General features: G+C 42.1%; 12 protein-coding genes. 4 read left to right on the top strand and 8 right to left on the bottom strand.

Annotation, left to right across the window (positions count from 1 at the left end; genetic code table 11):
* Nucleotides 1-50 precede the first annotated feature (50 nt).
* A complete protein-coding gene (locus FC98_RS04380) occupies nt 51-794 on the bottom strand; it encodes a hypothetical protein (RefSeq protein WP_082602765.1) in 744 nt (247 codons plus the stop codon).
* Between the two features lie 167 nt (nt 795-961).
* Between FC98_RS04380 and greA the strand changes: the two genes are divergently transcribed.
* Nucleotides 962-1,429 carry a transcription elongation factor GreA gene (gene greA / locus FC98_RS04375; protein ID WP_054654803.1) on the top strand — a complete coding sequence of 156 codons (468 nt, stop codon included), beginning with the start codon at nt 962-964 and terminating at the stop codon, nt 1,427-1,429.
* A gap of 107 nt (nt 1,430-1,536) precedes the next feature.
* Here greA and FC98_RS04370 read toward each other — a convergent pair whose 3' ends face one another.
* Complete coding sequence (locus tag FC98_RS04370; protein WP_056949245.1) at nt 1,537-4,350, bottom strand: cation-translocating P-type ATPase; 2,814 nt, start codon at nt 4,348-4,350, stop codon at nt 1,537-1,539.
* Nucleotides 4,351-4,816: 466 nt separating this feature from the next.
* Entirely contained in the window at nt 4,817-5,437 is a 621-nt protein-coding gene (locus FC98_RS04365) for a DedA family protein (RefSeq protein WP_008858353.1), read from the bottom strand.
* A 359-nt stretch (nt 5,438-5,796) separates the two neighbouring features.
* Here FC98_RS04365 and FC98_RS04360 point away from each other — a divergent pair, with 359 nt between their 5' ends.
* On the top strand, nt 5,797-6,750 hold the full coding sequence (locus FC98_RS04360; protein WP_054654801.1) for an aldo/keto reductase: 954 nt from the start codon (nt 5,797-5,799) through the stop codon (nt 6,748-6,750).
* A gap of 235 nt (nt 6,751-6,985) precedes the next feature.
* Here the strand turns inward: FC98_RS04360 and FC98_RS04355 are convergent, their stop codons facing one another.
* Both FC98_RS04355 and FC98_RS04350 read right to left on the bottom strand, forming a co-directional pair.
* On the bottom strand, nt 6,986-7,633 hold the full coding sequence (locus tag FC98_RS04355; RefSeq protein WP_008858355.1) for a TetR/AcrR family transcriptional regulator: 648 nt from the start codon (nt 7,631-7,633) through the stop codon (nt 6,986-6,988).
* Nucleotides 7,634-7,756: 123 nt separating this feature from the next.
* Complete coding sequence (locus tag FC98_RS04350) at nt 7,757-8,029, bottom strand: hypothetical protein (RefSeq protein ID WP_054654799.1); 273 nt, start codon at nt 8,027-8,029, stop codon at nt 7,757-7,759.
* Nucleotides 8,030-8,222: 193 nt separating this feature from the next.
* Here FC98_RS04350 and FC98_RS04345 point away from each other — a divergent pair, with 193 nt between their 5' ends.
* Nucleotides 8,223-9,038 (top strand): DNA/RNA non-specific endonuclease, encoded by an 816-nt coding sequence (locus FC98_RS04345; protein WP_040472031.1) that lies wholly within the window; start codon nt 8,223-8,225, stop codon nt 9,036-9,038.
* 82 nt (nt 9,039-9,120) lie between these two features.
* Here the strand turns inward: FC98_RS04345 and FC98_RS04340 are convergent, their stop codons facing one another.
* The 3 genes from FC98_RS04340 to FC98_RS04330 form a co-directional block, all read right to left on the bottom strand.
* Nucleotides 9,121-9,582, bottom strand: coding sequence for a DUF2178 domain-containing protein (locus tag FC98_RS04340; RefSeq protein WP_056949244.1), 462 nt, complete (start codon nt 9,580-9,582; stop codon nt 9,121-9,123).
* Entirely contained in the window at nt 9,563-9,796 is a 234-nt protein-coding gene (locus FC98_RS04335; RefSeq protein ID WP_008858359.1) for a helix-turn-helix transcriptional regulator, read from the bottom strand. Before FC98_RS04335 ends, FC98_RS04340 begins: the two co-directional genes overlap by 20 nt.
* Nucleotides 9,797-10,110: 314 nt before the next feature.
* The gene (locus tag FC98_RS04330; RefSeq protein WP_008858360.1) at nt 10,111-10,860 is read right to left on the bottom strand and encodes a glucose 1-dehydrogenase; all 750 of its coding nucleotides are present in this window, start codon (nt 10,858-10,860) and stop codon (nt 10,111-10,113) included.
* 170 nt (nt 10,861-11,030) lie between these two features.
* Between FC98_RS04330 and tenA the strand changes: the two genes are divergently transcribed.
* Nucleotides 11,031-11,690, top strand: a complete 660-nt coding sequence (gene tenA / locus FC98_RS04325; protein ID WP_008858361.1) for a thiaminase II — start codon at nt 11,031-11,033, stop codon at nt 11,688-11,690.
* The last annotated feature ends 321 nt before the right edge of the window (nt 11,691-12,011 follow it).

Genomic DNA, 12,011 nt, shown 5'->3' with positions numbered 1-12,011 from the left:
CCCCAGCTACTTTCCCAATCACGCACTCAAAACTGGCTTATCATAGAATGCTAATACTTCACCCAAACCTCATTGACTAAATCACCATCATAGGATTTGCCATCCGTTAAAACAGCGTTACCATCGTAAGACATATAACCATAGTACGTTTCATTTTCCCCGTTACTCCAAGTCACAGTCACCTTGACGTTGGCAGTAATCTTCTTGGTCTTATTGGTATCTGTCGTGACATCGTAAGAAAGAACATTGCCTTCGTTGATACCACTAATGGTTGCAACCCCATGAAAACTGCTGCCATCCGTATTCTCCTGCAGAACGGTTCCGTCAGAGTCAATCACTAAATCACTTTGGAGCCGGTCAGGATCATAGTTATAAAACTCATAATCGCCAGCAAATTTCGGATAACTCGAAAAACTGTTATTCGTACTCAAATCCGTGGTGCCACTGCCCGTATTTGTCCCCGTCGCTTGGTTTTGTTTCTTCGCCTTCTTTAATAGGAAAGCATCGTTACTTTTTTGTAACTGGAAATATTCAGTCTTTAAAGAACCAAAGCCATGGTTACTCAGATCGGCAACCCGAATGCCATTTAGCGCTTTGTTTGAAGCTTTGTAATCGCCACTTTCATTCAAATTACGGGCAGATTTAATAGTTCCTTCATACTCCGAAATTTTATCCCGGGTTTTAGAACTGATGGTTGGTTTGTCGCTTGTACTGGCAGATTTACTGGAACAACCCGCCATTGCAAACGTCATAACCGTCAACACACAAAATAGTATCCGAACTTTTTTCATCATTATCCCCACTTATATATAAATTATTATTTAATTATATCATAAGTTAATTTTCTCCCCGTAACAAGGGGATCTGAAACGTCCTGTTCACGATTTGGATAATTAATTGCCTTCCTAGTTCATTGTTAGTTATGCTGAGTATAATAAAGAACTGTAAGGGGGAATTGTCGTTGGAACCAAATTTTAATAAGATCACTAAGGCTGGTTACGATCATTTAAAAGCCGAAATTCGTGACTTGGAAGCTGCCCGACCAAATAAAATCAAAATTTTATCAGCAGCAAGGGCTTTAGGGGATTTATCTGAAAACGCTGAATACAGTGCCGCCAAACGTGACCTCCGCCATTTAGAAAGTCGAATGCGTTTTCTAAAAAAACAACTTCAATACGCAAAAATTTACACCCCTTCTAACCAGGATACGGTTGAAGTGGGCAAAACCGTTACCTTTGAGTTCATGGATGATCACGCCACTCAAACTTACCAAATAGTGGGTACCCCCGAAGTCGACATTGAACACAAGAAGATTTCAATTGCCTCCCCAATTGGTTCTGCCTTATTAAATCACCATTCTGGGGACGTTGTGACGGTCGCCGCGCCAAATTTAACTTACAAAATCAAAATCGTTTCAATTAAAATCTAGTCCGTGTTTGCAGGCTGTGGTAATTTGATCATGACTTCAGGACAAATCGCACAATCATTTCAATAATTAGGAAATGATTGTGCGATTTTTTTCATTATTAATATTTTTCACTCAGTTACAACGTTAACCCGGCGGTCCCGTAACCACCAAACCAGTTCTTTGATACCCGAGAGAATAAAGGTTGGTAACGCTGATAGGATAATGATGCCAACGTACAGCCCCATCGAAAGCGGTGCCGTCCCCATCACCTGATTAAAGAACGGAATCACCGTTACCAGTATTGACGATGTCGCCGCAAACCCAACGGCTAGCGTCAGGCGGGAATTGGTAAACGGATTTCTGTCAAACAACGTTCTTGCACTTCTAGCATCATACACGTGCCAGAGCTGACCAAATACTAACGTTAAAAAGGCGATTGTTTGGCTTTGGGCAATTGAGAATCCTTGACTTGCCGCCCAAATGAAAGCGATGAACACCGCGCCGCCCATTACACCCCCTCGAATCAGCACCCGTCTTAGCATCCCGTTTGCCAAAATAGACTGGTTCGCATCTCTAGGCCTTTGTTTCATAACGTCAGCCTCCGGTTCATCATACCCTAACGCAAACGACGGCAACGAATCACTAATCATGTTCACCCACAGGACCATCAAGGCAGTTAAAGTGGGCGTCACTTCCGTAATTCTGCCAATTGGTGAGGTAATTAAAAATACCCCTAACAATAGTGATAATACTTCGGCAACGTTCGTCGTTAATTCGTGACGCATAAAGTTCAAAATATTGGCGAAAATCGTCCGCCCCGATTCAACTGATTTTTCAATTGTCGTAAACTTATCGTCTAACAGGATCAAATCGGCAGCGTCTTTGGTAACCTCTGTTCCGTTAATTCCCATGGCGATCCCAATGTTAGCCGCCTTTAATGCTGGTGCATCGTTAATCCCATCACCAGTCATTGCGACAACTTGCTCATGCGCTTGGAGCTGTTTGATAATTCGCTGCTTATGTTCAGGCGTCACCCGCGCGTAAACTCGTGTCGCTAACACCGCGGTTGCTAGATCATCCTCGGTCATGTTTTCAAGGTCGCGGCCAGTGATAACCCTGGCATCATCGGTCTTAATAATCCCCAACTGTTTAGCAATTGCCTTAGCGGTCGCCGCATGGTCGCCAGTAATCATCACAACATTAACCGCTGCTTCAGTTAGCTTCTTAACTGAAGCCCGCACTTCTTCTCGTGGTGGATCAATAATTCCCACCAGGCCTAAGAAACACAGATCCTGTTCCAGCTCGTTACTTGGGGCATTTAGCGCTTGTTGTTTGGTCACCCTTCGCTGGGTAATCGAAATTGTCCGCAGCGCATTGTTGGCAAAATTTAACATCGTTTCTTCAATATTATCGGCAACCTCAGAAATCGGTTGGGCATTGCCATCAATCATTGCCGAAGTCGTTAGGCCCTTCACAACGTCTGGAGCCCCCTTGGTTAAGCTATAATAGTCACCATTTTCCTTGATAACCACCGTCATCATCTTTCTGGTACTGTCAAATGGCAAGATTCTGACGATGTCAATATCCCGGCTGCCCTGATCCTCAAGTAACGCGTCCCGTTTAATCCCCTGTTTGGCGGCGAGCACCACCAGTGACACATCGGTTGGATTTCCAAACGGCCGCCAATTTTGTTTATCATCTGGCTTAATTTCGGCTTCATTATTTAGTACAGCCACTTCTAAGAAACGCTGATAGTCCTTATTATTAACTGTTTGACCATCTTCACGGATAAAGTCGCCCACTGGCGTATAGCCATTGCCCTCGATATCATAAACCTTTCCATTTGCCCAGAACCGGGTAACCGTCATTTCATTCTTGGTCAGCGTCCCGGTTTTATCAGACGCGATGTAGGTAGTTGCCCCCAGGGTTTCAACGCTACTAAGCGACTTCACCAGCCCCTTTTGGTCAGCCATCATTTTCGCACCAATGGTCAGCACAATTGAAAGAACAACTGGCATGGCATCTGGAATAGAGGCAACCGCAATTGCAATTGACGTCGATGAAATTCCCGCCAAACTATCGATTGAAATCGCCCCAACTTGGAGTAGTTGCTTGGCAATATCATAACCAATCGTCAATAGAATAATTAGACCGGCAATAATCATTAATTTTTTACTTAGACCATGAACTGATTTTTCGATTGGTGTTTTTTGATCATCAATTCCCTGCATCAAGTTAGAGATTTTCCCTAACTCAGTGTTCATGCCAGTGGCAACCACAACGCCAATTCCGTTCCCATTGACCACCGTTGATCCGGAATAGCCCATGTTGGTCCGATCGCCTAATTCCGTATCGTCAGCAACGACCGTTGTATCCTTGTTAATTGCATCAGATTCACCAGTTAAATGAGATTCGTTGATCTGTAATTCAGCGGTTTTTAACCATCGCAAATCGCCATCAATAAAGTCACCGGATTTCACACTCACAATATCCCCGGGAACAAGCTCACTGGCTGCCACGGAAATCCAATTGCTATCCCGCAGGACATGCATGTGGTGCTGACGCATATTTGACAGAGCCTCAAGCGACTTTTGAGCCGACCTCGTCTGATGAAAGGTCAGGCCACTATTAATCATGACGATCAATAAAATTGCAACCGCCTCATAAACTGAAGCCATTGCGTGTTGCTGATCACCGGTCACCTTAAAATCATACGTTGCACTGGCTAAAGCTAATGCCGTCGCTACCAGTAAAATAATAATTAACGGCTCTTTAAAGCTCTTAATAAATAGTTTCCAGGCCGGTTCTTGCTTGGCCGTCTGTAACTTATTTGGTCCATACTCCTGGTGACGTAGTTGGACTTTTTCTTCATTAAGCCCAGAAATCCGGCTAGTTTCGAGCGTTTCTAAAACTGATTTTTCACTTTGACTATACCATTTCATCGGGTTCCTCCTTGTAAGTTGGAATCTGTTTCGTAAAAATTACTTATAACAAGTATAACAAAGCTGTGTTTGGGATTTGTGACTATTATAAGAATATTTGGGAAATGTTTATGCTTTTTTAAGAAAATAAAGTGAGCGGAGCAAAGCGGTTAGAGACTGGAGTCTAAGGTGCTTTCGGCTTAAGTCCCGGGCTTGGGCTTAAGTCGGAAGTTCCTTAGATGCAAGTCTCTGCTTTGCGGAGCGGTCCTAATCTATATAAAAGTAGAAAAACCACTTAGCAAAATTAGTTTTCCGGTTATCGCGCTCATACACAGATCCTTACTTATTTCAACCGTTCCCACTCTGCTGCTCAGAACAGCAACTTTCACAATTTACAAAAATAATATAATTCCTCATATTGTAGAAACCCTTACCTCACAAATCGTTTCAAAAAATGAGTGGAACCATCAAATTGGCCCCACTCATTTCATTTATCATTTCGAGCTCTAGTTGAAAATTTATAGTAAACATAGCAGGCCACAAGCACGACCACAACCACTAGGATAACCATCAGCCATTGATCCAGTTGACTAAGCAGCCGTTCCCAAGCTTGCCCTGCAAAGTGACCAACCATAATCAGTACCGTATTCCAGATCAAAGTACCAATGATGGTCAGGCCACTGAATTTTCCAAACGAATATCCCGTCATCCCTGCTGGAATCGAAATCAGACTGCGGACCACTGGGATACAGCGGCCGATTAAAATGGCCACCCCACCGTGTTTATTAAAATAGGCACCGGCTTTTTCAACATCAGTTGGTTTTAAACGCAAGACTTTCCCAACCTTTCCTGCCGTCAGCCGTTCTAATTGCGCCACGCTTAATAGCCGGCCAATGCCATACAAAGCGACAGCACCGATATATGCGCCAGCCGTCGCCGCTAAAATTGCGCCGAAGATAGTCACTTTACTCGAAATTGTAAGGTACCCAGTAAACACCAAAACAACTTCCGAGGGAATTGGTGGGAAAATGTTTTCAAAGGCAATTAAAAAGGCAATTCCCCAATAACCATATTGATTAATTAATTCAGTAATTGTACTTTCGCTCAATTAATTTCCTCATTTCTCATTTTTAGTAAGATGATTATACCATATTCGGTTTCTCAGCCACTTCACAAAATAAAAGCGGCTAATATTTCTAGGAGCCTGCCACCTTAAACTTGATGGTGTGTTTTTGATACTATCTGCCTCAGATTCCTAATTCTAACCTCTTTGGTCTGCTCACTTTTTAGGACAGCTCCTCAAAGCAGAAGTCTACACATAAGCACCTCTGGTAAAAATTCCAGAACCAGGAATTTCTACCAGAGGAGACTTATGCTCCGACTTCTAACCGCTTTGATCCGCTCACTTTTCCTGACATACCAGTTCATTAGGATTATAATAAAAGTAATTATCAAAGGAGGATGAACATGAAGACATTAAAAATTGGTGACACCAACTTTGAAGCTTCTGCAGTCGCTTTAGGGATCATGCGGATGGCTGGTATGGACACCGCCGCAGCTGCAAAGACGCTCCAAACTGCTGTCGATTCTGGTATTAATTATATTGATTCAGCCGACATCTATGGTGAAGGCGGTTCTGAAAAGACATTTAAGGAAGCCTTAAAAGCCTCCGGAATCTCGCGGGATAAATTATTTATCCAATCAAAGGGCGGGATTGTCCTTGACCCAAGCCGCAGCCATGATGGGTTGGTTTTTGGTGCCAGATATGATTTTTCAAAACAGCATTTAATTGAATCAGTTGATGGTATTTTGGAACGAATGGGGGTTGATTACCTAGACTCATTCCTACTTCACCGTCCAGATCCATTGATGGAAGGAGACGAGATTGCCGATGCGTTTGACACCCTGCAACGGGAAGGCAAAGTTCGTCATTTCGGGGTATCTAACTTTGATCCAGAACAGGTTGAACTGGTTCAATCATGGGTAAGCCAACGTCTGCTCATTAACCAATTACAATTTAACGTGGTTCATTCAGGAATGATCAAAGCTGGCCTGCACGTCAATAAAGCCGGTGATGATAGCAACGACCATAACGACCAAATCATTGAATATTCACGCCGCAAACACATGACAATTCAAGCTTGGTCACCATTTAACTACGGCCTGTTCGACGGCATGTATATTAATGATCCTAAATTTGGTAAATTAAATGACAAACTGGCGGAATTAGCTAAGAAGTATGGTGTTTCTAAGAATGCCATTGCAGTCGCTTGGATTCTCCGCCACCCAGCTCACGTTCAAGTTCTCTTGGGAACGATGAACCCTGATCACATCAAGGACAGCGCTGCCGGTGCTGATGTCGAGCTAACTAAGCAAGAGTGGTATGATCTGTACTTTGCAGCGGGTAATGATCTACCATAAAATAGTGTGCGAAGAGAAGCGGTTAACTGCGGTAATATAAGAGCAACCCCTTTAAAATCCTGGTTTGGATTTTGAAGGGGTTGTTCTTATATTGTTAGACGCTTCTCGGAATACCATTCCATGCAGTTGCCTAATAAGCGTCATTTTAGCAAAAGTTTTTTACCATTAAACTACTGTGTTGAAAGATACCTCCATTTTAAATAACCACAATTCCATTGCCGTTGACCAATTTTGTTTATCGAGGGCTTAACCCCTTCTCTATAAAATCAATCAAGTGAGCCAATTCTAGCTTCCTATTCCATTGTTGCTCTGGAAAAAAGATATAGTGTTCCACAACGTATCCAGCGAGGCTTGATGCCAAAAAGCGAATCACCTGCTGATTCGGCCAATTAACGATAATTTTGCGTTCCTTCATTTGCGAAATTTCGTTATTAAAATCCTGAATAAATTCCGCTGGAAACGCCTTAATAAGATCAGCCCGGACATTTGAATCATATAAAACCTCATTTAAAAATATCTTAACAACTAAGATATTATCTTCAAGAAAACGAATCCGGTCTAAAATAATCGTCTGAATAAAATCATGGAGTGACGGATAGGCAGTCAGCAACGTTTTACGAGAAAATTCATGAAGAATGTCTGGCAGTAACGAATCAGTCAATGGCCTTAAGATCGTGCTCAGGAGACCCCGCTTACTTGTAAAATGCTTAAAAATACTTCCTTCAGACACCGCGGCGGCTGTCGCAATTTCTTTAGTGCTGGTATTGGCATACCCTTTCTTGGCAAATAAATCAATTGCGGCATTTAATACCTTCATTTGTTTTTCAGTTAGATTCTTAGTCTCTGGGGACTTAGCATATAAACTCGTCAAATCGCGCTGCATTGTGCCACCTCCTTCTATTAATTATAGTCGATAACTCAGTGTTCGCCTACAAAAAAATGACTGGCGCAAAAGCTCCAGTCATTTTTGGCAATTAGTAAATCTCACTTAAACCTAACCTGCTAATTAGTGTTGAGCACTTGGGTGACCAAGCTTACGATAGCCGTAGTAGAACTGAACGCAAGCCAAGACAATGTTGACATAATTCAGTACATTAAACCAAGTTGAAATTCCACCTACTGAAGATGAAGCGAAGTATACCCAAAAGCCAACGATAACCGCAACAACGTTGATCCAGGCAAATGTCTTCTGCAGAGTCTGATTATCAAGTGCAAACCACATCCAAATAACGTTAACAATAAACCAAACTGCTAAAACCCAAAATGTCCCTGCAAACATCATATTACCCTCTTTCTGTTCATGAAAGGTAGTAATTACTTCCTAAGTAGTGAGTGGTTACTATCTTTTGAACAACTACATACTATTTCCTCTTCTACTCAATGTCAACAAAACAATCGTAACTACTTGCCGTTTATTATCATTTTCTGGTATCTTTGATAGCGGACATTCCTAACATAATCGAGGTGATACTATGTCTAAACGCAGACGCAAGCGTCGTCAATCATACACATTTTCTAGCTTAGTGGTCGCAATAATAATATTAGTTGGTGGCTGGTTTTTCACTGGCAGCCAACCAAACGACATCACATCATTGATTCAAAATATTTCGCGATCAACGTTGAACCAGACCAAAAATGTCAACGCCACGAGTGAACTCGCTAAGCTTGACTATCACTCTGGCGAACAAAGCTTTATTGAAATTAATCATAATAAGGCCACTCTCAACCCAACAAAATGGCAATCCAACCATGTCGTCTATTCCGACCTAGATAACGCTAACCGAACAAGTCGGGGTAACATTGCCTATCTGGAATCTCGCAATCTGGCTTCTGATGAAAATCGAGTTCGCCAGTACGTAGAGCCAACTGGTTGGCACCAGAAATTCATTGACCGCCAACCAATCATCAACCGCGGGCATTTAATTGCCTATTCAATCTCAAAGGGAATTAACACTGATGGCTCTTATAATCCTCACGATACTTCTGGTGACCAAAATAACCCCAAAAATTTGTTCACCCAAACGGCTTTCTCCAATCAACGGATCCAAACCATCTTTGAGCAAAAGATTCGCGATGCCCTGAAGGATGGCAAACGGGTCATCTTCTTTTCTAGGCCAATCTTTCGCGGCAGCGAACTGATGGCGCGAGGGATTCATTTAGAGGCAATCAGCACTGATAAGTCCTTAAATTTTAACGTGTACTTGTTTAATGTCCAGCCGAACGTCAAATTCGACTACGCAACTGGCCGATCTACCATTGATCGGGGGATGAAGGTTCCGGAACCATAACATTAGAAACTAAAAGGAACTATTAATAATGAATTTGACCATCCATTATTAACAGTTCCTTTTAGTTATGTAACCAAAAAATCTATTCCGTTATATCATAGTAAATCCAGCCAACTAAGTAGGTCAAAAAGCCAATGATCAAAGTACTACCAATCACAACCACAACCGCTTGCCGAAACAAAACCAGTCGTGACCCAAAACCAATACTCATAACGGGTACACCAAACAATTCAATGATCAGCAAAGTAAAAACCACTCGATAAGTCCATCCCAGTGCCCGCTGAGAAATCTTCCTTTCACGTTCATCGCCCGCACTCAATTCACCCTCGCCAGTATGATACGACTGATCTAGCTTTGACAACCCTAACCTGATAATGCCAAAGACAATCAACCAAGCAAGGAATAAGATTCCAAACGGGCCAAATTGAAAGGATGACGTTCCATTGACATCCCAATGAGAATTAGCCACCATGAATACCAGCATGCACGTTCCAAGGCCAACCAAAATACCATTACCAATTTGTTCAATGATTACTTTTTTCACTCTCACCACCTCCTAACCAAAATAAGTTATTAATATCAGTTTCAAGTACCTTAGCGAGTTGCAGGGCCAGAAGCAATGATGGCGTATATTTCCCCTTCTCCATTGAAATAATCGTTCTTCGCGTTACATTAACAGAGGAAGCTAATTGTGCCTGCGTTAGTCCTAATCGTTTACGTCGTTCTAGTACATTGTTGTTAATGAAAATAATGATCATCTTCTATCTACTGTGAAGTTCACTTCACATCATAACATCGTTTTTCTAAAAAGTGAAATTCATTTCACATCGATGATTGAGCTATTTCTTCAAATCAAAAATCATCCATTTACTAAAACCGTAGTGCAATAATAGTTACTGCCTACATTAGAATTTTGTAACCAGAAGAATAAATTTTGTTCTAATCTCTGGTGCATCAAAAAAGCTCAATTAAAAACTAATAACCGTTTCTAATCGAGCCCATCTATTTTTAAAATGTAACTGGCTTAAAAAATAGAGAAATTGTTTTCCAGTTAGCAATCAAACTTTTATTGCTAAGCTCGCTGGGCACCGTCAATTACAAAATCAGCCCCATTGGCAAACTTAGATTCGTCACTGCCAAGGTAAACACAAACTTCACCAATATCAACTGGTTCTCCCATATGCCCAACTGGAATCGTACTGATAAGCTGTTGTTCGTATTCTTTCGGGACAATATCAGTGTTAATCCAGCCCGGATGAACATTATTAACCCGGATATTAAGTTTCTGTTGCGCCAATGAAAGAGCCGTTGCGTGGGTTAACAACCGGGTGCCACCCTTACTTGCAGAATATGCAGGGCTCAGTGGAAGGCCAACTAACCCGGCAACCGAAGAAATGTTAATGATTGATCCTTTCCCGTTGGCGTATTTTTTCATTGCTTTAATCGCGTATTTTTCACCAAGAAAATTACCAGTTAAGTTAATATCGATCACCTGTTGCCAGTCTTCAAGGCTTAACTCATCAAGCGGGCCATTGACACCACCAACCCCGGCATTATTAACTAAAATATCAAGCCTACCAAATTTATCAATGGTTTTAGCCATCGTATCTTGCCAGGACTTTTCATCGGCAACGTTTTGTTGGACGAATAGTGCTTTATCGGCCCCAAATTTTTCAACGGCCTTCTTGCCGCCTTCAACATTATGATTGGCGGTCAGGACAACCTTTGCCCCTTCGCGAACATAACACTCGGCAATTCCCAAACCAATACCAGCAACGCCACCAGTAATTAACGCAACCTTATCCTTTAATCGATCCATCATTAACCGCTCCCCTTCTTATTTGTCATTACAAGTTAATTTTACAGAGTGGCATTTTTAATAGCAATTGATTTGCTCTTAACTTCACAAATATTTTGTGCGCCTTGCTAACCTTGCTCATGCTAAAATAATATCAGTTACCGTCATTATCAACCAAAGGAGCCTCTATTATCATGTCGACAATCACCCAACAAATGCGTCATCAGGCTGAACCGTTATGGCAAGCCAGCTTCAATCATCCCTTCATCAAAGAATTAGTCACCGGGAAATTACCAATGACAGAATTTCGGTATTACTTAAAACAGGACCGTTTCTACCTGCAAAATTTCGCCACATTACATGGCAAGATCGCTGAGCAGCTTACGGATCCCGCAATCAAACAATTCCTATATGCCGGGGCAACCGGCTTAGATGACAGCGAAAAGGAAGTCAGAATTGAATTTTTCCAGCAGTTGGCAATTACCCCAGCTGAGATTAAGCAAACCCAAATTGCGCCGAATGCTTACAACTACGTGAGCCATATGTATCACGAACTATACGTTGGTTCACCGAGGCGGGCCTGCGCTGCCTTACTTCCATGTTACTGGCTGTATAACGACTTGGGTAAACAGTTAATTAGCAATGGATCACCAGTTAAGCTCTATCAAGAATTTATTGAAACCTACAATAGCCCTGAATTTACTGAGGCCACCAATACGATGATTGCGATCGTCGACCAACTAGGCAAGGATGCTGATCCAGACGAAAAGGCGGCAATGATTACGGCCTTTGTCCGAAGTAGCTACTTTGAATTACATTTCTGGGAAATGGCGTATGAGGAGCAGAAATGGTAATCCAATAAGGATCAAAAATAAGGATCAAAAAAGCGGTTAGAGACAGGAACATGAGTCTCTAACCGCTTTTATCGGTGCTTAATATCTCTTACATAGAGTGAGATCGCTCCGCAAAGCAATAAAGCTATACTTAAGAAATTTTCGATTCAATCCCAGTTACTTAGTGGCTGTCCTCTGTTATATAGAGTAGGATCGCTCCACAAAGCAGAAAGCTGCACCTAAGCTACTCCTGCCAAAAGCCCAAGCCCATGGCTTTCGGCAGGAGTAGCTTAGGCTCCGCTTTCTAACCGCTTTGTTATGCTCACTTTTCCTAGGACCGCT

The organism is Lentilactobacillus kisonensis DSM 19906 = JCM 15041, assembly GCF_001434135.1.
Taxonomy (GTDB): Bacteria; Bacillota; Bacilli; order Lactobacillales; family Lactobacillaceae; genus Lentilactobacillus; species Lentilactobacillus kisonensis.
The sequence above is the reverse complement of the archived record's forward strand: the minus strand, read 5'-3'. Positions and strand labels throughout refer to the sequence as shown.